General features: G+C 39.9%; 19 protein-coding genes and 1 riboswitch. Of the genes, 17 read left to right on the forward strand and 2 right to left on the reverse strand.

The genetic code is table 11. The annotated features are described in order from the left end of the window. Positions 1-27 precede the first annotated feature (27 nt). Positions 28-136: riboswitch (guanidine-I (ykkC/yxkD leader) on the forward strand. Positions 137-160: 24 nt separating this feature from the next. The 6 genes from EXE30_RS04980 to EXE30_RS05000 all read left to right on the forward strand — a co-directional run bounded on the left by EXE30_RS04980 (position 161) and on the right by EXE30_RS05000 (position 7,361). Beyond that, positions 161-904: an urea amidolyase associated protein UAAP1 gene (locus EXE30_RS04980; RefSeq protein ID WP_228256107.1), complete on the forward strand. Its 744-nt coding sequence runs from the start codon at positions 161-163 to the stop codon at positions 902-904. Positions 905-921: 17 nt separating this feature from the next. Next, the gene (locus EXE30_RS04985) at positions 922-1,575 is read left to right on the forward strand and encodes an urea amidolyase associated protein UAAP2 (RefSeq protein ID WP_005090496.1); all 654 of its coding nucleotides are present in this window, start codon (positions 922-924) and stop codon (positions 1,573-1,575) included. Positions 1,576-1,578: 3 nt separating this feature from the next. Continuing rightward, entirely contained in the window at positions 1,579-5,184 is a 3,606-nt protein-coding gene (gene uca / locus EXE30_RS04990) for an urea carboxylase (protein WP_130161459.1), read from the forward strand. Positions 5,185-5,709: 525 nt separating this feature from the next. Then, positions 5,710-5,835, forward strand: coding sequence for a hypothetical protein (locus tag EXE30_RS16115; RefSeq protein ID WP_257787226.1), 126 nt, complete (start codon positions 5,710-5,712; stop codon positions 5,833-5,835). Positions 5,836-5,839: 4 nt separating this feature from the next. Then, the gene (locus EXE30_RS04995; protein WP_004639187.1) at positions 5,840-6,274 is read left to right on the forward strand and encodes a CopG family ribbon-helix-helix protein; all 435 of its coding nucleotides are present in this window, start codon (positions 5,840-5,842) and stop codon (positions 6,272-6,274) included. 64 nt (positions 6,275-6,338) lie between these two features. Next, positions 6,339-7,361, forward strand: coding sequence for an ABC transporter substrate-binding protein (locus EXE30_RS05000; RefSeq protein WP_130161460.1), 1,023 nt, complete (start codon positions 6,339-6,341; stop codon positions 7,359-7,361). Between the two features lie 174 nt (positions 7,362-7,535). On the opposite strand, the gene EXE30_RS05005 is transcribed toward EXE30_RS05000, so the two are convergent. Continuing rightward, positions 7,536-8,414, reverse strand: coding sequence for an ABC transporter ATP-binding protein (locus EXE30_RS05005; RefSeq protein ID WP_130161461.1), 879 nt, complete (start codon positions 8,412-8,414; stop codon positions 7,536-7,538). Next, positions 8,414-9,358 carry an ABC transporter permease gene (locus EXE30_RS05010; RefSeq protein ID WP_130161462.1) on the reverse strand — a complete coding sequence of 315 codons (945 nt, stop codon included), beginning with the start codon at positions 9,356-9,358 and terminating at the stop codon, positions 8,414-8,416. Before EXE30_RS05010 ends, EXE30_RS05005 begins: the two co-directional genes overlap by 1 nt. A gap of 188 nt (positions 9,359-9,546) precedes the next feature. On the opposite strand from EXE30_RS05010, the gene EXE30_RS05015 reads away from it, so the two are divergent. From EXE30_RS05015 to EXE30_RS05065, 11 genes are all read left to right on the forward strand, one after another. Beyond that, a complete protein-coding gene (locus EXE30_RS05015) occupies positions 9,547-10,068 on the forward strand; it encodes a sigma-70 family RNA polymerase sigma factor (RefSeq protein ID WP_161412328.1) in 522 nt (173 codons plus the stop codon). Further along, positions 10,069-11,073, forward strand: a complete 1,005-nt coding sequence (locus EXE30_RS05020; RefSeq protein WP_130161463.1) for a FecR family protein — start codon at positions 10,069-10,071, stop codon at positions 11,071-11,073. It abuts the gene before it with no gap. 128 nt (positions 11,074-11,201) lie between these two features. Further along, the gene (locus tag EXE30_RS05025; RefSeq protein ID WP_130161464.1) at positions 11,202-14,375 is read left to right on the forward strand and encodes a TonB-dependent receptor; all 3,174 of its coding nucleotides are present in this window, start codon (positions 11,202-11,204) and stop codon (positions 14,373-14,375) included. 188 nt (positions 14,376-14,563) lie between these two features. Further along, the gene (locus EXE30_RS05030) at positions 14,564-15,355 is read left to right on the forward strand and encodes a Slam-dependent surface lipoprotein (RefSeq protein WP_130161465.1); all 792 of its coding nucleotides are present in this window, start codon (positions 14,564-14,566) and stop codon (positions 15,353-15,355) included. Between the two features lie 81 nt (positions 15,356-15,436). Further along, the gene (locus EXE30_RS05035) at positions 15,437-16,924 is read left to right on the forward strand and encodes a surface lipoprotein assembly modifier (protein ID WP_130161466.1); all 1,488 of its coding nucleotides are present in this window, start codon (positions 15,437-15,439) and stop codon (positions 16,922-16,924) included. A 9-nt stretch (positions 16,925-16,933) separates the two neighbouring features. Beyond that, positions 16,934-17,848 carry an energy transducer TonB gene (locus EXE30_RS05040; RefSeq protein ID WP_130161467.1) on the forward strand — a complete coding sequence of 305 codons (915 nt, stop codon included), beginning with the start codon at positions 16,934-16,936 and terminating at the stop codon, positions 17,846-17,848. Positions 17,849-17,881: 33 nt separating this feature from the next. Then, the gene (locus EXE30_RS05045) at positions 17,882-18,478 is read left to right on the forward strand and encodes a biliverdin-producing heme oxygenase (RefSeq protein WP_130161468.1); all 597 of its coding nucleotides are present in this window, start codon (positions 17,882-17,884) and stop codon (positions 18,476-18,478) included. Positions 18,479-18,589: 111 nt separating this feature from the next. Beyond that, on the forward strand, positions 18,590-19,015 hold the full coding sequence (locus EXE30_RS05050) for a YbaN family protein (RefSeq protein ID WP_130161469.1): 426 nt from the start codon (positions 18,590-18,592) through the stop codon (positions 19,013-19,015). A 181-nt stretch (positions 19,016-19,196) separates the two neighbouring features. Continuing rightward, a complete protein-coding gene (locus tag EXE30_RS05055) occupies positions 19,197-19,544 on the forward strand; it encodes an iron transporter (RefSeq protein ID WP_121929383.1) in 348 nt (115 codons plus the stop codon). Positions 19,545-19,548: 4 nt separating this feature from the next. Further along, the gene (locus tag EXE30_RS05060; RefSeq protein ID WP_130161470.1) at positions 19,549-21,243 is read left to right on the forward strand and encodes a PepSY-associated TM helix domain-containing protein; all 1,695 of its coding nucleotides are present in this window, start codon (positions 19,549-19,551) and stop codon (positions 21,241-21,243) included. After that, positions 21,240-21,575 (forward strand): DUF3325 domain-containing protein, encoded by a 336-nt coding sequence (locus tag EXE30_RS05065; RefSeq protein WP_130161471.1) that lies wholly within the window; start codon positions 21,240-21,242, stop codon positions 21,573-21,575. Before EXE30_RS05060 ends, EXE30_RS05065 begins: the two co-directional genes overlap by 4 nt. The last annotated feature ends 91 nt before the right edge of the window (positions 21,576-21,666 follow it).

Below are 21,666 nucleotides of genomic sequence, written 5' to 3' on the forward strand. Positions count from 1 at the left end.
GCACGCCATTTGCTTCATTAATTCCATCATAAAGTGATCTAGGGTTCCGATAGACAACTCCTCAAAGTTGGCTATGACTGAGACCGAGAGTTCACGGTTCGCAAGAACTACACGGAGGGATAAAAGCCCGGGAGGTTGGACTTAAACCTTAAAAGAGGTCATGCGAATGAGCGAATATCATAACAACCAGATCCTTTGGACTGAAAAACTACCGGGTGGTCATCATTGGTCTGGACGAGTTCAGAAAGGGGCAGTTTTACAATTCAAAGCGTTAGCTTCAAACGCCAATGTTTCACTGTTTTGTGTGAATGCTGAAGATAAACTCGAACGTTACAACATGCCAGACACCTTAAAAGGGCAACACACTGCATTTTTAACGACGGGCAATGTTTTGTATTCAGATTTAGGGCGTGTCATGGCATCGATCGTTAAAGATGACCATGGTTGGAATGATACGTTCTGTGGGGCGAGTCGTCCTGAGCAAATCAGCAAACAGTTTGGTCAACGTCGTTTTCAAGATGCACGAAATGAAATGTACCAAAACGGTGTAGATGGCTTATTAGTAGAGATGGCGAAATTTTCACTGTCACAGACTGATTTAAGCGCAACCGTAAACCTTTTCTCAAAAGTGAGTCCCAATGATCAAGGTGCTCTAAGCTATACCCAATCAGACAATACCAGCCAAATCATTGAATTACGTTTTGAAATGGATTGTTTGGTTTTCCTTTCTGCTGCCCCACATGGTTTAGATAACAGTTCGCTCTATCAACCAAGCGATATTCAATTGTCTTTATATAAAGCCAATCCTTTAGCCGACCACGATATTTGTCGTGATGCCTGTCCACAAAATCAGCGTGCTTTTCAAAACAACGCACGTTACTACGCATTGAGTTCAGCATATTAAGCTATAGGAGAAGCATCATGACAAGTTTACATACTTTTGAAAAAGCAACATTAAGTGAAGTTTGTCCTGCGGGTGAAGCGTGGATGTGCGAAGTCAAAAAAGGGCAATACTTTCGGATTATCGATTTAGAGGGCAATCAAGCTGTTGATACATTATTTATCTCAGCAGAAAATCCTGAAGAGCGTTATAGCGCTACAGATACGCTTGCCATGAATCAATATCTCTATTTAGAAAAAGGTACATCTTTATACAGTAACTTTGGACGGCTAATTGCAGTCATTCATGATGATAACTGCGGTCGTCACGATACGTTGGGTGGCGCATGTTCTTGCGAAAGTAATACTGTGCGCTATGCACATGAAACTTATCCTATGCATAGTTGCCGCAACAATTTCATGTATGCCTTAGCCAAACATCCCATCGCGAAAAAGCACAATTTGAATGTGCGCCACATTGGTCCAAATATCAATTTCTTTATGAATGTTCCTGTTACATCTGATGGACATTTGAAATTTGATGATGGTATTTCTGCACCGGGTAAATTTGTCGAGATCAAAGCAGAAATGGATTTAATCGTGCTGATCTCTAATTGCCCGCAACTGAATAATCCTTGTAATGCCTATAACCCGACACCGATCCAATTAGTGATTCGTGATGGTGAGGAGGCTTAGTCTATGTTTGATAAAGTTTTAATCGCCAATCGTGGAGCGATTGCATGTCGTGTTATTCGAACACTAAAAAAATTAGGTATTCAATCCGTTGCTGTCTACTCTGAGGCAGACCGAGATTCATTGCATGTGACCTTAGCAGATGAAGCGATTTATATCGGTGATGCACCCGTGAGTCAGAGTTACCTCAACGTTGATAAAATTTTAGAAGTCGCCAAACAAACAGGTGCGAATGCCATTCACCCTGGTTACGGTTTTCTATCTGAAAATGCTGATTTTTGTGATTTGTGTGAATCACAAGGAATTGCATTTATCGGCCCAAACTCAGCTCAAATGCGTGCATTTGGCTTGAAACATACCGCTAGAGAGCTTGCAATCGAAGCAAATGTGCCACTATTGCCGGGTAGCCAACTTTTGGCTGATGAAGCAGAGGCATTGGTTGAAGCAGAGCGCATTGGTTATCCTGTGATGCTAAAAAGTACCGCAGGCGGTGGTGGTATCGGCATGCGCTTGGTATGGAATGCAGAAGAGCTTAAAGATGCTTTCACAACAGTTTCTTATCTTGCACAGGCAAACTTTAAAGATGCAGGACTGTATTTAGAGAAATTTGTACAGAATGCTCGCCACATCGAGGTGCAAATATTTGGTGATGGTCAAGGACAAGTTTTAGCGTTAGGTGAACGAGATTGTTCTGTTCAACGTCGCAATCAAAAAGTCATTGAGGAAACGCCAGCACCACATTTAAATGATCAACAACGTTCATATATTCAGACTGTTGCAATTCAACTCATGCAATCCGTGAATTATCGTTCAGCGGGTACTGTTGAGTTTGTGATGGATACGGACACGCAAGACTTTTACTTTTTGGAAGTAAATACCCGTCTACAAGTTGAACATGGTGTCACAGAACAAGTATATGGCGTGGATTTGGTTGAATGGATGGTCACACTTGCGAGTGGCGACTGGACAGCACCAACGCAATCTTTGAAATCAGTAGGACATTCGATACAAGTTCGTTTATATGCTGAAGACCCGATCAAAAACTTCCAACCGAGTGCAGGTTTACTGACCTTTGTTGAATTTGATGATCAAGCACGTAATGAAACATGGGTAGAAACTGGCTCGACTGTTTCCTCATTTTACGATCCGATGATTGCTAAAATTATCGTCACGGCAAATGATCGAGATGCGGCTATTCAAGCAATGAATCATAGCTTAGCCAAAACTCAGGTGGCAGGTATCGAAACCAATCTTGAATATTTACAGAATATTATGGATTGTGAAGTGTTTAAAGCGGGTACACAAACCACTCGTTTCCTCAATACTTTTGAGTGGAAAACTCAAAAAATCGAGATATTGCAAGCTGGTATTCAAACTTCCATACAAGATGTCACTGGGCGTTTAGGTTACTGGGATGTGGGTGTACCACCGTCTGGAGCGATTGACCCTTTATCTTTAAACGTGGCAAACCAACTACTTGGCAATGCATCTAATAGTGCAGGTTTAGAATGTACATTGCATGGACCTACACTAAAGTTTCACTGTGATAGCCAAATCGTGCTTGCAGGTGGTGACATGCCGTCAACCTTAGACGGTGAGCACATTCCAATGTGGCAAACGATGAATGTCAAGAAAGGGCAAATTCTTAAATGCGGTAAAATCATCACAGGATGTAGAACGTATATTGGCATCAAAGGTGGTTTGAATGTTCCCAAATACTTGGGTTCACAAGCGACATTTACTTTGGGTCAATTTGGTGGTCATGCAGGACGTAATTTGTTAATTGGTGATATGTTGCCAATCACTTCTTTTAGTTCAGATCAACAAACTGGTTTGAATGCTGAACAAGTCCCGACATTCTCAAACAGTTGGGAAATTGCAGTGATGTATGGTCCGCATGGTGCGCCTGATTTTTTCACCAAACAAGATATTGATGCTTTCTTTGAGCATTCCTTCGAAGTACATTTCAATTCAAGCCGTACAGGAATTCGCTTGATCGGTCCAAAGCCAGAATGGGCGCGTGAAGATGGCGGCGAAGCAGGTTTACATCCTTCCAATATTCATGACAATGCCTATGCTATTGGAGCAATCGACTTTACTGGAGACATGCCAATCATTTTAGGTCCTGATGGTCCGAGTCTTGGTGGTTTTGTTTGCCCAGCAGTCGTTGTTCATTCTGAACTTTGGAAATTAGGTCAATTAAAAGCAGGAGACAAAGTTAAATTTGTTCCTATTCGATATGAACAAGCAACCCAATTAAATCAAACCTATCATCATATACTCAGTACTGAGCATCTTAATGATGTGCAATTCGGTCAAAGCTTTTATGTTGAGTTTGATAGCTTAAATGATGCCGTATTAGATCGTTTAGATGGTCAAGATCATACGCCAAATGTTGTTTATCGCCCCGCTGGTAATAACTACATGTTGGTTGAGTATGGCGAATTGGTTTTAGACCTGAATTTGAGATTCCGCATACATGCATTAATGCAGTGGGTTAAAGATCAAAACATCATAGGTATCATTGATCTAACACCGGGAATACGCTCACTTCAAATTCATTATGACTCACTCAAACTGGATCAACAGAATTTATTGAACCTACTCAAACAAGCCGAAACAGAATTGCCTGATGTGACTGAAATGCAAGTTCCTTCACGTACTGTGTATTTACCTTTGGCTTGGGAAGATTCACAAACGCAATTGGCAACTGATCGTTATATGCAAACGGTACGTCCTGATGCACCGTGGTGTCCGGACAATATAGAATTTATCCGTCGCATTAATGGTCTAAAAGATAAACAAGCCGTAAAAGACGTGGTGTATAACGCAAATTATTTGGTGATGGGCTTAGGTGATGTATATCTCGGTGCACCAGTTGCAACACCGCTTGATCCACGTCAACGACTCGTAACGACTAAATATAATCCTGCACGAACGTGGACACCTGAAAATGCTGTTGGAATCGGCGGTGCTTATATGTGTGTCTATGGAATGGAAGGACCGGGTGGCTATCAGTTTGTGGGTAGAACGACTCAAATGTGGTCTCGCTATCGTAGAAATGCAGACTTTGAGCAAGGTAAACCGTGGTTATTACGCTTCTTTGATCAGATTAAATTCTATGAAGTTTCTGAAACAGAACTCATGCAAATGCGTGAGGATTTTAAGGCAGGACGACTCAAACTCAGAATTGAGGAAGGTGTTTTAAACCTCAAAGAATATAATCAATTCTTATCAGACAATGCTGAAACCATTTCAAGTTTTAAAGCAACTCAACAAGCTAACTTTGATGCTGAACGTCGCCGTTGGCATGAGGCTGGTCTTGCAGAATATGTCTCAGAGAGTTTGGATGCTGTTGATGAAGGTGAAACAGTCATCATTCCTGATGGTGGGTGTGCAGTTGAATCACATATGCCAGGTTCGATTTGGAAAATTGAATGTCAATCTGGTGATATAGTTGAGGAAGGAGCAACGCTAGCGGTCATCGAGGCTATGAAAATCGAAATTCCGATTATTGCGCCCGAACGCATGAAAGTTGAAAGCATTACGATCGAAAAAGGACAAACTGTTAAAACAGGGCAAGTGTTATTTACGCTAGCGCCAGTGGTTTGATGAAAGTAGTGATTTTAAGAGATCTATTATTAATAGGTCTCTTAAAAAGTTTTATATGCACAGCTACACATTGATGCATTTAGCGTACCTAAATGGTGCGATTTGGTACATTTTTTAGGCATTTTAAAATGGGAAAATTATCCTCATTCGTGCTTCCTTTAGCTAAGTGTCTTATTTATCTTTTATTCTGACCGAATCCATACTATCTGATATTTTGGCATGCTTTATGCTTTTATTTATATACAACATAAATAGAGGAGAACAATAAACTTGATCACTAAATCACACACATCGGTTCATTCCAACATGTATAAAAAGAATAAACAGTACATGAGCAGTAACAATGGAATAAACTGATGCCATACAGTACTTTAAACAAGCCCCATCTCAACGTAGTGGGGCTTGTTTATTATTTAATTTAAGTTTATTCAACAAATCTCAATCACTATAAATTGGCACATATTCTGCATTCTAAATAAGTAATACAAAAACTAATTTTAGTAATACCTTTGTAGGAGCTGCGATATGAATGAAGCCAAAACCAACACTGTAGAAAAACACCCTATTAAAAAATTTTTAGTCGATTTATTCAGTGCAAGAGCAGGTCTGTATTTCAAACAAAATCACCAAGTAAGCAAGGTAAAGGGATAAGACGGTGGCCAAGCAAAAGTTAGCTCGAATCAGTATTACCGTACCTGAAACTACATTGAGTGCACTTGATCAAAAAATCGTTGATCAACACTACGAAAGTCGTTCACAAGCGATCTTGGACATGATTAATCGGCATTTAATCGATGATCTAGCTAAAAACGATGAAGTGATGGTTGGCACATTAACATTGTTATATGACGTGAGCTTAAAACCACTGCGAACGCAACTTGTTGATTTGCAGCAACAATACTTAGCTCAGGTGATCAGTTCATTACATATTCAATTGGATGATGACAAAGTTCTACAAGTCATGTTGATGCAAGGTGTGAGTAGTGATTTGAAAGCCATCAGTCAGCAGTTCATTGCATTAAAAGGGGTGATTAAAGGGCATTTGGAATTGATGGATGCCGTCATGCCACCAATCGCACAAAACACTTAGGCACATAAACATTTGTAAAGACGAAAATTTCTCAATATCAGAGCAGAATAGGAGCAAGCATAAGATGATCAAAAAAACACTGATTTCAGCATCTGTGCTGACAGCGATTTTTTTAGGGGGCTGTGACAACACAGCAAAAATTCCAGAGTCTAAAGCAAAAACTGAAGGTAGTACCAACACTAAGCCAATCACGATTGGATACAGTGATTGGCCAGGTTGGGTCGCGTGGCAAGTTGCTATTGAAAAGGGATGGTTTAAAGAAGCGGGGGTAAATGTCGAATTCAAATGGTTCGATTATTCTGCATCAATCAATGCATTTTCTGCCAATCAACTCGATGCTGTTTCTGTATCCAATGGTGATAACTTGGTGATCGCTTCAGGAGGCACCAAAGGCATCATGATTTTGGCAACCGATTATTCCGCAGGAAATGATGTCATTATTGCCAAAAATGGAATTAATAATATTGCTGATTTGAAAGGTAAAAAAATTGCGGTTGAGAAAGGATTGGTTGATCATCACTTACTCAATACGGCTTTAGATGATGCCAAAGTAGCTAACTCTGAAGTGACATTAGTGAATGCAGTCACCAATGAATTACCTCAAGTGTTTGCAAGTCCTGATGTGTCGGCAATTGCAGTTTGGCAACCTGTAGCTAATCAAGCTTTGAAAGCGGTTGCAGGTTCTAAAATCATCTATTCATCCAAAGATAAGCCCGGACTGATTTATGATACTTTGACCGTCAATATGACGCATCTTGCTGCAAATAAGGAAGATTGGAAAAAAATCATTCAGGTATGGGATAAAACTGTTAAATATATCAATGATCCAGCAACACGTGACGATGCTGTGGCAATCATGGCAAAACGAGTTGGTTTAGATGCTGCTCAATATGCTCAATTTATTGACGGAACCCATTTACTTGATCTGCAAGAAAATAAGAAGGTATTTACCAAATCCGACAGCTTTGATTCTATCTATGGCTCAAGTTATCACGTCAATGAGTTTAATTTTAAAAATGGCGTTTACACCACTAAAGTAGATGTTGATGGCGTGATATTCCCAACGCTCGTTGAAGAAATTAAATAATTTCTAAAGTGATCACGGCAATCCTTTGTACATTTGATCAATCATTAAACCTTAAAAATCTCCTTGAAAATAGGGAGATTTTTATACATTCATATATGTGAAAAATAATACTTCGATATAAAAAAGCCCACTTTTAAATGTGGGCTTTGAAAGGTTTTATTCTATTTAACTAAGCTAATCATCGCTTACTTTGGTCATACGAGGAATCAATGGTAAATCTTCGAGTGCTGGATCGAGTTGATCTTCATCGGCATGAACCAGTTGATCCACACGTTGACGCAATGCTTTAAATTCAGGGCAAAGCATTTGATCTGGATGACGTGGACGAGGTAAATCTACTTCGATAATTTCTTTTATTTCACCAGGATTGGCTTTCAGTGCGACGATACGGTCAGCGAGTAAGATCGCTTCATCCATATCATGAGTGACAAAAATAATTGTGATATCAATATTTTGCCATAAATCCATCAAGTGTCGTTGCATCTTCTGACGAGTATGAGGATCAAGTGCGCCAAATGGTTCATCCATCAATAAAATTTTAGGTTCATTCACCAATGCTCTAGCAATCGCAACACGCTGTTTCATCCCACCAGAAAGTTGATGAGGATACTGATTTTCATACTTTTCTAAGCCGATAATATTAATCCATTCTCGTGCTTGAGCCTCGGCCGTACTATCACTTTGTCCCTTCATTTTTGGGCCGAACATCACGTTTTCTTTGACGGTTTTCCACGGAAACAGTGTATATCCTTGAAATACCATACCTCGCTCAGGACTAGGACCCATGATCGATTGTCCATCAATCAGAATTTCTCCACCTGAATAAGAATCAAGTCCAGCAACAATCCGACTGAATGTTGACTTACCACAGCCAGAAGGACCGATCACACAAATAAATTCACGTTTATGAATCTTTAAATCAATTTGATTTAAAACAGTTCGTTCAGTTTTCCCATGTTTGAAGCTTTGCGTGAGTTGTTTCGCTTCTAAGATGACAGCACGTTCATAAATATGATCAAAATACTCACGAGCATTGAAATGGGTATTTGTCATTAGTGTGCTCCTGATTTCCATTTAAAAAGCTGCTGTCCAAGTTTCATTAAAATGACATCACAGATCAGACCAATCACACCAATGATGAGAATGGCTGCATAAACATTGTCAAAATTTTGGTAACGCGCTTGTTGGGTGATAAACCATGTAATACCTGATGTGCTCCCAATCAACTCAGCAACGATCAAATAAGTCCACGCCCAACCCAACAAAACTCTCAAATCTCGATAAATCTCAGGCAAGGCAGCAGGAATCACCACATGAATTAAGCTTTTGGTTTTGTTCGTTCCAAGTGTAAAACCTGCTTCAATTAAACTGCGATCAACTAATCGAGTTGTATTGGCAATAATTAAAATCTGTTGAAATAACGTACCTATGATAATAATGGCTATTTTTGGTGCATCGTTGATACCTAATATAGCAACAGCTAAAGCACCAAAGGCAGGGGCAGGCAAATAACGGAAAAACTCAACAAACGGCTCTGTAAGTTGTGAAATTGTCTTTGAAAAACCGCATAAAATCCCCAAAGGTATACCGATGAGCGATGAGATAAAAAATGCAGTGAAGACCAGTTTAATACTGTGCCAAAGACTTTCATGAAACCACGGCGCATTGGCTTGAACAGGTGGCGTCGTAAACGCTGTAACAAGCGCTTTGGCAACTTCGTGAGGAGCAGGCAAATAAATGGGATTGACTAAGATTCCTTGAGGTGGTTTTAAACCATGATCTACAGCACTTTGTGCTTCAGAATAAAAGACCTCTTTAGCAATACGACTATCAATCTGTAGGTATGCCACGCTGCCTGTATCCGTAATTTTGACTTGTGGGTGCCATAGAAATGGCAAATAACTCACAGCACACCACAACAAAATTGGTATTAAAAATGACCCGAGACCAAATAACACTTTGTTGGTTTGGCTGAGTTCGCGTGCAACGTAACTCATATTGTTTGCCTCTTAATATTACATTTTTTATAAAACGTAATACTAATTAAGCAAAATAAGTGCCAATCAGATTAAAACTAATTTGCGGCGAAAATAGGCAAGCAGAGAAACTTTATTCTTATTCTTTCTTGATTTTACAAATGATAATAATTATCATTTGTAAATACTTTGTTTTTGAGTCAATGATTGTGAACAAAAACCCGATACTCGTTGATGAATTATACAGAAACCATAGCGGGTGGCTTCATCATTGGCTGCGAAAGAAAATTGGAAGTTCTGAGCAAGCTGCTGATTTAGTTCAAGATACATTTATTAAAATCCTTCAGACACGCGATGAGTTGTTGGGCGTCAAAGAACCAAAAGCTTATTTGACTTCAATTGCGAAAAATTTATTGATCGATCAAGTACGACGGAAAAGAATTGAACAAGCGTATCTTGATGGTTTGAGTGAAATGGAATACATGCTTGATGCAGTTATTTCTCCCGAAGAACAGGTGCAAATCATTCAAGCAATTCATCAGTTATGCAAAGCATTAGAAGCGGTCTCTGAAAAAGCCCAACAGGCTTTTATCTTGCATTATTTAGAGGGTTATACGCATAAAGAAACGGCTGAAAAACTCGGTGTTTCGACCAAGATGATCCAAAAGTATTTGGCCAGTTGTTTGGTACAGTGCTATCAAACCCGAATGGATATGGATGTGTTGGTTTAAATGACAAAGAATCATAACCAGCAATTGGTTGAAGAGGCAGCACAATGGATTGTTCAATTAAGCGCGGATGATGAGGTGACTCGTCGTAATGCAGAAGTACAATTCAGACAATGGAAAAAAAATAGTCAGCAACATCAAAAGATTGCCAACGATATTGAACGCTGTCTCGGTTCGATTCAAAAGTTATCACATAATCATCATAAAAAAATTACCAAATCGGCACTCAAAGCTGGGCTGGGATCAGGAAAGGTTTATAAAAACATCCGAACAGGTACAGCATTTGCGATCGTCCTATGCACTTTGGGTGTTGGTACATTATATTTATCAGATACATCGCTAGGTTATATTGCTGCGGATATTCGCAGTAATTCTAGTCAGTGGACCACTCAAACATTACAAGATGGCTCACAAATCATTCTTCGCGGTAAAAGTGCCGTCAATATTGATTTTAAGACGAACCAAAGAGTGGTTGAGCTGGTGCAAGGAGAAATTTTTGTTGATGTTGCTAAAGATCTGCATCGACCTTTTATTGTCAAAACATCTCATGGACAAATACAGGCACTCGGAACAGCTTTTAGTGTTGCTTATCAACCAGAGATAACAGCATTAAAAATGCTGCATTCAAAAGTTCAAGTGCGAGCCAAACCATCCAAGACAACACCTGCAAATAAAGTCAATCAAGCAATAGTGGAAGCAGGGCAAGCAATTGGAATAGATCAAAATGGTTTAACGCCAATTTCAGTACTAAATCGCTATAATGAGCAGCAAAAGTGGAATAAACATCAACTGATGGTTGAAGATCTACCACTTAATCAGGTGCTGAAAGCCTTGGATCAGAACTACAAAGGAAAAATTATTTTTAATGATTCAGCATTGAGCAAGATACACGTTAATGCTGTATTACCACTAGACCAAACACAAGACGCACTTAAACTGATCGGGGCAGTTTTTCCTCAATTAAAAATATATCAAATTACACCTTATGTGATTTTTGTGACGACTTAGCAAATTTTTTTAATTTTTTGGTTCCACTTTTTTGTTACTTGTTCGTCATAGTAAATAGAAGCAATAAATTTGGATCATTTTAATTATTTGTATTGAATGATTCTTATTTCTATTTACTGGGGTGTGTAATGGAAAACTTGGGAAATGGCCAGCAACAGAGAAAAAGTCTGTTTCGACTATCAAAGCTTGCACTTGCTATCTATACCGTGGGAATCGGGAGTTTAGCCTTACCGTTACATTCTGCATATGCAGCAACGACAAATGCCAAATCTTATGATATTTCAGCAGGTACATTGGCAAATGTGTTAAATCAATTTGCAGAGCAATCAGGCACTTCGATTGCAATCGATGCACAACAGTTAAAAGGAAAAAATAGTACTGGCTTAAAAGGAAGTTACTCTACAGAGCAAGGCTTTCAACATATTCTCATGAACACAGAATTTTATGCTGTGAAAGTTGGGCAAGGCTATACACTCACAAAAAAAGCACCACCATTAACAGCCAATCAAGTTGCTTCAGTTTCTCCTATGAGTGATCAGCGCGATTCAATGAATGAAGCCTCAGCTCGTTTAGCTCCCATCGTTGTCTACGGTCAAGAAGATCGTGATACACAAGGTTATAACAAGGTTTATGACGCAAATCATTCTTCAGTGTATGCAGGTAAAGAATATGTAGAGCGTTTTAAAGGTACAAATCCTGCTGATGTATTACAAGGTATGGTCGGGGTGTATAGTGGTGATGCTAGGAATAGCGGCGCACTTGATCCAAGTGTTCGCGGTGTGCAAGGTGTTGGTAGAGTACCATTAACGATTGATGGAACAGAGCAATCGGTCGCTGTTTGGCGAGGGTATAACGGTGTTAACAATCGGAACTATATTGATCCGAACTTGATTGCTGGTATCGAGGTCATCAAAGGACCTTCACTAGAACGTAATGCCACAACATCTGTTGGTGGTGGGGTGTTGGTTAAAACACTTGAAGCTGATGATATTGTCCGCGCAGGAAGAACCTTTGGTGCTGAATTAAAAGTAGAAGGCTCAACGAACTCAATAGATCCATCGCTACCCGACATGAGTAAAGTAGGTCGTGATTATAGTGAGACAACACCATGGATTGAAATAGATCGCGCCCGATATGATCCTGATATTTACAAGAAAAATAGAACCCGAAAAGATAACTCTAATTTCTCTGGCGATGATTTGGCCGGTCGACTGGCACTGGCAATGAAACAAGATCAATTCGATTTATTGGCAGTTTATGCTGTTCGTGAACGTGGCAATTATTTTTCAGGAACACACGGTGCGGGTTATTACAAACGTGCTGAACCCAATAATGACAATTTCGATTTTATTCCATATTTTGCACATGCTTACAAACCGGGTGATGAAGTTCCAAATACATCTAGCCAGATGGAATCTTGGCTTTTCAAAGGAACCTATCGACCTACAGATTTCCAAACCTTAAAACTCACTTATCGAGATACTAAAAATAAATTTGGCGAAATCATGCCATCCCGTATTCAATGGGGAATAACACCTGATTTGGGTGTACCTCAATGGCCCCTCAGTGATATCCGTTCAAAAGCGTACAGTTTGGAATACAAATTTAAACCTGAAAGCAATCAGTGGGTCGATTTTTATGCCAATGTTTGGCAAACCGATACTGAAAGTCAGACTTATACTCGTGGTGGCTGGCCAACCACGATAGACTTTCGTGATAACAAAATTATTAATACCGCAGTCAGTCATTCAGATAATACCCGTAAGGGCATTACAGTGAGCAATAAAGCACATTTAACTGATCAACTCGATTTGACGCTGGGTGGAAGTTTCTTAAAAGAAAAGCTGACATCTGATGATGTCTATGGTGATCATGGTTCAAGCTATTCCTTATACCAAGCTTTACCGCGTGCTGGACGACGTGAAGAGAAAACTTTTGATTTTAATTTTAATTATCGTCCCTTGTCTTGGTTAAGCTTCGATGCGGGTATGCGTTACCGTTCTTATTGGGCTTTTGATGACTTCTTAAATAAATCGATCCGCGATGGGGTTGATCCTACGCTCAATCCATTATTTACCAAGAAAAATAGACTCAAAGAATATAGTTTTGAATATCGAACCATGCCTGAAAGCTATAATGCTCAGCAGCAGCGCATGCTCAACCTACTATCACAACGCTATGCAACGAGCAATCCTGATTGGGATGGTCGCTTAGAGACAGTACCTGCATCCGAGACAAATTTATATAGCCGAATTTGGTCACAAATCAATACGTTGACATGGAAAGCAGATCCAAATGGTCATTTGGCTTTGGCTGACAACATTTTGGATCAACTGAACGCTTTAGATCAGAAATATGTAGTGATCGGAAATGGCTTTAAGCCCGCTGTAATTGAACAAGTTCCAATTGAATCTGTAAACAAAGTTAAAGATAGCGGTTGGGCGCCTCAGTTAAGTGCAGCGATTCAACTGACCCAAAATAACCGACTCTATGCACGATATGCTGAAGAATATCGTTTGCCGAGTTTATTTGAAAGCACTGTCGGTTTTTCAGCAATGATGCCTTATCAAGCTGTTAAACCTGAACATGCTTTTAACTATGAAGTGGGTTATGTCTATGATATGCGTGACTGGTTCAGTTCAGCACGCAATGCTGACTTTAAACTGGCGTATTACTACAACAAAACCAAGAACGTGATCGAACGAAATCAAAATCTGATTTTTACCAACATGGATGAGCAAAAACTTTCAGGTCTAGAACTGCAAAGCCGTTTTGACAATGGTGCTTTCTTCACAGATTTAAGTTTGGCTTATAACCTCAAAAATGAAGTCTGTGATAGCAATAGTGCGATTGACAGGATGATCAATAGTGGCACTGTACAAACAGATCATGGCATTCAATTCCGTGATGCTTACCAACGCTGCGTCGATGACGGTTTTCCCAATGGATATCTGGTGACAATGTCTACACCAGAATTCAGTGCACATGCATTATTCGGCGCACGTTTCTTTGATGAAGCGCTTGAACTTGGGGCACGTGCAACTTTCTATAAAGCTTATGAAAGCCCACTGCGTAAAAACAATGATGATAGCGTCAATAAAGGCTATTACCTCAATGTACCTTTGGCATGGGACGATACATGGATTTTTGATGCTTATGCACGTTATCAAGTAGATACCTACAACACCGTTGAGTTTGTAGGAAATAATCTTTCAAACCGATTTTATATCGATCCGCTTACTCGGAGTGCGATGGCCGCACCTGGTCGCACCCTTAAAATCAGTTGGACCACGAAGTTTTAACTCAGAATTTAATTCCTACTTTTGGTGAGTTGGGATTAGATAGGCGTAAATAATAGATTTGAATGATTATTATTTACATAACTAAAAAGCAGTTTTATAGATTCAACTGCTCATACAACGACATGATAACGATAGCGTTATCCTTATTGAAACAATAACTTATCTTCAAATAAATGGAGTAACAATAAATGAAAATCTCTCAACTGTTCATCGGTCTAGTTGCATGTTCTGCTGTATTTTCTCATGCAGCTATTGATGGTGCTTCTAGCAATGAAGCAAACATCAGAATCGGCACGGCTGCAAATGCTAGCCATCCAGACGGTGTAGCAGCAATATCTATAGAAGCGGCAGGCGCACCATACAATGCATTTACAGGTTTTAGTTCATTAAAAGGCTTGGCACAAGCATTTGCGGCACAAGGTACCAGTAATACCAATGTCACAGTGGGTAGCAAGAGCTTCAATATTTCACACATTCCTGTATCGGCTATGCCACCTTCACATAGTGCTTTGGGTAACTTCAATTTTGGTCAGGTGGGTACGCAGGAAGTATATTTTGGTGAGTGGTGGAAGGCTGGCGATACAGCAGCGAGTGCGAGCCATACCGTCTATTATGCGGGTGACAATAGCAATACCACCGTACCAACAGCAGGTACTGCAACTTATACCGTTGCAGGGATTAATGGATCTGCGACGAATCTGTTAACTGGTAATTTCACTGCGAATTTTGGTACGGGGACGCTTGAAGGTTCTTTAACGGGAACAGGTACAGCGGTTTCAAACTTAACATTGAATGGTGTGACATTTAATCCGGGTACTGCTGAGTTTGCTGGTGCAGCAAGCGCCAATGGTACAGCTGGGTTAAATAATACAGGTATTGTCCAAGGACATTTCTTTGGTGCAAATGCTGCGGCTTTGGCAGGTATCGCCGAGTTTAATAACGCATCTTATAACACTGCATTTGGCGGTGCGAAAAACTAATCGTGGCGAGAGGAATCTACATTTGTAGGTTCCTTCTGTTTTTTATGCTTTGATGATTTTACATTTTGGTTTGCGGTTGATATGAAACGAACATTGCTGTGTTGCTTGGCTTTATGGGGAAATACATCACTCTATGCGGATGATGAGACTCAACTTCGCCTAAATCAGAGCCTAGATCAGCAGTTATTACAACAACAGCGTTCATTTCAAGCACAAGGTACGATTCGGAGCACTGAAAAGTTACCTGAACTCCAAATCAATGGAAAAGTCTATGCCGTAGAGAAAAACCAAGATGATCTAGCTAAAGCGCTATATCTCGCTGTTATGCAAAAACAATGGGTAAATGTTCAAATTTATTTAGTGCATTATCAAAACTATCCTGAGTATGATCAGGCTTTAACTGATTTTGCAGAAGGAGCATTGGCTCGTGCTCAAGGACAACTAAAACTGGCTGAACAAAAATTCCAAAGCAGTTTGAATAAACAACCGAACAATCTAATTTGTGAACTCGAGTTAGCGCGTGTGCTGTTTGAACAACAGAAGAATAAAGAGGCAGCACACCTTTTTCTTTCGATTCAAAATAAATTAAAACATAGTGACTACAGTGTCATTCCACCAGAAGTGCAAAAAACGGTTCAGCTTTTCGTCAAAGCGCTTGCTCAACGAGATGCATGGCAAGGTTCTATTGCTGTCGGTCCAACTTATGCGAGCAATCTAAACAGTTCATCAGAACAAAGTAAAACTTGGACGCTGTATGGCATGGATAAAGATGGCAACATTATCCCAGCTCAAATTACACGAGGAAGTCCAAAAGCAGTTTCAGCAGAAGGCTTGGATTATGATGCAAGTTTGATCAAACGTTTTTCCATTAAAGAAAATCATGGCGTTGCACTACGTGCTCTAGCTTATGGACAGTCTTACGATAACCAAAGCAATTATAATGAATCCACCCTCAACGTTAATGCAGGTTATAGCTATTACGATTTAAAAAACCAAATTAATTTCAGTCCACTATTTGAACACAGACGTTATGGCAACGAGAGTTTGTACGATGCTTGGGGCGGGCGGATTGAATTGATGCGATTTATTTCAGGTGATAAAGCACTCAAACTTGAAGCAGAAATTAAAGATTTTGATTACCACACTTATAAAACCCTCAATGGGCAAGAGCGTTCGGTACTGGCGACTTTTTGGAAAATTTTGCCAGAACAATGGACATTCTTTGGCGGACTTGATGTCCTTGATCGTTCAACACAAGAACAATATATCGCGGCTTACCAGCAACAAGGAATTCGTTTAGGTATAAGTAAACCATGGAATATTGGAATTAATACAACATTATTAAGTTCTTATCGTTGGCGACAATTTGATAAATACGCAAAGGTTTATGAAGCAAGACGACATGATTTTGAACAAAATTATACTTTTGTTGTGCAAATGCCACGCTTCAAATTTTATGGCGTAACACCGAATTTAACGTATCGTTATAACCACAATGATAGCAATGTGGATTGGTTGTACACCTATGACAAGCACAATGTCAGCCTGAAACTCGAACACCGTTTCTAGGAGAGGCTGATGAAACTAAAAAATCTATCTCCAAGTTACAAACAACAATTTCCTCGCTTCTCTGAATTGCCTCCTCATCATTTCGGGAAATGGGGCGTTGCAGGTACGGTCATACTTTTGCATATCGCGGTATTGTGGTTGCTCAGCCATTCGATAGAACCTTATACATTGGATAGCTCACCTAAAGTGAATGCATTAAAAGTACACTTCGTTTCATTGTCCAGTGCCGAACAATCATCACCACGTTCGTCTGGACAAAGTGCTGTTGCAATCAAGTCAGAGAAGCAAAAACGAAGCGTATCAGAGAGTTCAAAAGCAACTGTATCATCCAAACCCGCTGAAAATACTCGCACACTCAGCAGCACACATGCTGATCGTGTGATAACAGATAGCCAGCCAAAACATAATCATAAAAATGAGCAAGCTACCCCAACTCAAGTGGCTGTAGATTCAGAGCCATCTCTGAATAAAGATCAGACGTTAAAAACAAAACAGATCGAACAACAGCTCACATCGAAGCAAAGTCCAAGTGTATCTAAACAACAAGGAGAGAGCCATTCAAAAGCTGGTGGTGTAACAGCACCTGTGACAGAACAGGAACTTGCACGTGCTCCAGATAGCCAAGTTGCTCCAAATGAACCATTACAAGTGAGTCGTGTAGATGTATTGAGTTTTGCAAAACTAAGCTATGACGATCGTGAACTAAAACAACAAGATCGTACTGTTGAACTTCGTATACGCATTAATGAAAACGGTCAGGCGACAGATATTCAACTACAACAAAGCTCAGGCATCAGCAGCTTGGATCAACGTGTCATACAAGCTGCACTTAAATCAAAATTTAAACCTTATCAAGTGAACCGCCGAGCAGTGGCCGTGGTCGTGGACTTCCCAGTCCAACTTAAACTCAGTCGGAATCGTTGAACCATCCGTGATATCTATTTTAGGAGAAAGAAAATGAATGCAGCGACAGAACAGATGATTGCTAATCAATTGTCCCAACGTTTAAAACATGAAACCGCAACTGAACATGAGCGTATGCACAAATTGATGGCTGAAGCAGCGGTATTTTCGAGTAAAGAGCGATATACACAATTCACCTTGTCACAGTACTACTTTCAAAAAGAGATTGAACATCTTTTCGAAAAACAAGGGGTGGCGGAACTCATCCCAGATTTAGGGATTCGTGGACGCTCTCAACAAGCACTTGCAGATTTGCAAGACTTGGGACTACAACCCAAAGGTGAACCTTTACAAAGTAAAAATATCGAAATGCCTGAAGCATTAGGCTGGATCTACGTTTCGGAGGGTTCAACTTTAGGCGCAGCCTTTTTATTTAAAGAAGCACAAAAGCGTTTAGGTTTTTCTGAAACTTTTGCTGCTCGAAACCTTGCTGCCTATCCAGAAGGTCGTGCCAAGGTATGGAAACGTTTTGTACAAGCCTTGGATGAGGCAGGCTTTGATCAGTCTCAACAAGACCGTGTGATCCAAGGTGCATTAGATGCTTTTGGATATTTTGGTCATGCACTCAACCGATTGGATGAAATGCACTAAATCTTTGAGAAGCAATTTTTATTTATCCAGATTGGGGAAATACAAAGCAAAGATTAGAAAATTCTCAAAGCACTTAACTCATCAAACTATGCCTAACTGAGTATGAAACATATGGATCACACAGAGAATAAGTTAAATATGGAACTGACTTCCTCACCACCATCAGAAAGTAAAGTCGCACGTTCGATTTGGTGGCGCATGTTATTTATATGTCTCGCTTGGTTATGCATTGCACTGGGAGTAATCGGGATTTTTATTCCAGGTTTACCAACTGTCGATTTTATTTTATTGGCGGTCTTCTTTGCGGCGAGGGGATCAGAAAAACTTCATCAATGGTTGTTAAACCATCGTTTTATCGGTCCCATCATAAAAGAATGGAGGGAAAATCGTCGCATACCTAAAAAAGCAAAATATATGTCAACAATTAGTATGAGCATAGCAGCAGGAGTGATGATCTGGACGATTCCACACCCTTGGTTTGTCTATCCAGCTATCGCATGTATGTTCATGGTATTGATCTGGATGTGGAGAAAATAGTTATTTTATTCATTCAAATAGATGCAATTTCATTTATTTAGAGGAAAATTAAATCAATTGCAAATGATAATGGTTGTCATTATTGTTATTTTTAATTGTTTTGTGTATTCTTCAAGCACTTTTTAATAATAGATTAAGGTGGGGATGATTTAGGATCATCGCCACTCCTGTTGGTATTGCTATGACTATTGAAGCGTCTGTTCCTTTCGTTACCACGAAAAGTGTCTCCAAAAATCGAATTCAACAATCATCATTGCTTAAATATCGCTTGATGATTTTTTCACGTTTTGTACTGGCAATTTTTGGTGCTTATTACCTTGTAGCCATTGCGGTGATGCTGATTGTTTTTTTATTTCCCTCAGAGCCTTTAAAAGCCAATGCTGTTTTAAGCGTCACTATGCTGGCTTTTATCATTCATTGTGCCTTGTTTGTATGGATATTCATGGTCAAATCGACGCTTAAAGTCTGGCTAGCTGTGGTGTTGCCGAGTGTCTTGATGACATTCATCTATTTATTGTTACAAGGGTGACATCATGCGTGTCGATAGTAAAAATGAAGGTCCACGTCAGTCGATGTCATGGTTGCATACTTGGGCAAGTCTACTTTTAGGCTGGTTGTTATATGCAGTATTTTTAACAGGTACACTCAGCTTTTTCCAAAATGAAATTACCGTTTGGATGAAGCCAGAACTACATCAATCAGTGAATACTGCTTCACAGCAACAACAGCTCAGCCATGCCTTAACATATTTGAATCAAAAAGGGCAAAATGCAGAGAGTTGGAATATTCGTTTTGCCAATGAAAGACAACCCGCCATTATGCTGAATATCCGTCAAGCTGGTGAGGAGCGACGACGTGGTGGAGAGATTTACTTAGATACTCAAACAGGTCAAGAAATCAAGGCTAGAGAAAGCAGAGGTGGAGCATTTCTCTATCGTTTCCATTTTGAGCTATATGGCATGCCGCGTATATGGGGACGCTGGATCGTAGGTGTGGCAACATTATTTATGTTTGTTGCCATTATCAGCGGGATTATCACGCATAAAAAGATTTTCAAAGATTTCTTCACTTTCCGACCCGCCAAAGGTCAACGTTCATGGCTTGATGGACACAATGCGACGGCTGTTTTTGCTTTGCCTTTTCACATCATGATTACTTTTAGTGGTTTATTGCTGCTGATGCATTTGTTTATGCCTTGGGCGATGAATACACATTATGGCGATGTGCGCAGTTTCTATCAGATTCTCAATCAACCTGTTGCTCAAACACCTGAACAAGCCCGTTTACTGGAAGAACAAAAACAAAAAGGAATGCTGACAGGACGAGGAAGTCGTGGTGGTGGTCGTGTTGAATCTGGACAAGAAAATAAGCCTGTCGAGGCGGCAGAAATGGTTAATTTAACTGCGTTGACGAAGACTGTTCAACACGGCTGGTTAAACAATCCCATATCTTCGATCAGGGTCAATAAACCCAATACTGTAGAAGCCGAAATACAATATAACGCTACACGTACCACAACGTTAATGGATCGAGAAAGTATCCCGTCATTAAAATTCAATGCGATAACTGGTCGAGAAATAGACGAGGCGAAACCTGTCAATTCGACTCCAAAAGCGATTTATACCTTAGTGACATGGTTACATATGGCACATGGGGTAGATTCAGTTTTACGTTGGTTGTTATTTTTATCAGGCGTGTTAGGTACGATGATGATCGCTTCTGGACTTATTCTATGGGTGGTTAAACGCGCACCAGATGTCCAAAAAATGGGATATAAACCTGTCGGGCATCGTGTAGTTGAAGTTTTAAATATTGCAGCGATTACAGGTTTACCGATTGCTTGTGCGGCATATTTCTTTGCCAATCGACTGATTCCAGCTCAAATTATTGAACGTTCACCCATTGAAATTAAGGTATTTTTTATCACTTGGTTGTTGTGTTTAGTCCATGCTGCAATTCGTCAACATCGTCCTGCATGGTTGGATCAACTCGCTTTGGCTGCGGTCATGTTTTTATTGATTCCAATACTCAATGTCTTAACTGGAGGTATGCCACTCTGGAAAAGTATCTATCTTGGTCAATGGATGATTGCAAGCTTTGATCTGGTATCGATCACTTTAGGACTGATCTTTATTTACGCTTACTACAAGCTAAAACGGTATCAAGGCTTACCGATCAAGAAAAAAGCGCAGCCTAAAAACAAGAATGCACAGGAGTCTATAGAATGACTGCTTTGCTACTATGGTGTGTTTGTGTGGTTGGATTGTCGAGTCTGGCTTGTACGATGGCGAAGCACCAACGTGAGATTTTCTCAAGCCCAGTCAATCAACGAAATTGTCGTTTATTTCAAATTGTAGGTTGGGGCTTGCTGATTGTATCTGCGGGACTCGCTGCATATTTTAAAGGCATTTCAATTGGTTTGTCAGAATGGCTAGGTTGTGTCAGTTTTGCAGCTTTAGCGGTCGGATTGTTATTGACCTATTCGCCTAAAAAGATATTGAAAGTGAATGCTGTAGTCGCAGTGCTATTTCTGATTTTATTGATTATACACTTGCTATAGCATTGATATATGTACGTCATAAACAAAGCGTTAAAAGCTAAGCTTTTAACGCTTTGAATTTTTCTTTTATAAAGTCATTATTTCAACTTTA

Source organism: Acinetobacter halotolerans, from assembly GCF_004208515.1.
GTDB lineage: Bacteria > Pseudomonadota > Gammaproteobacteria > Pseudomonadales > Moraxellaceae > Acinetobacter > Acinetobacter halotolerans.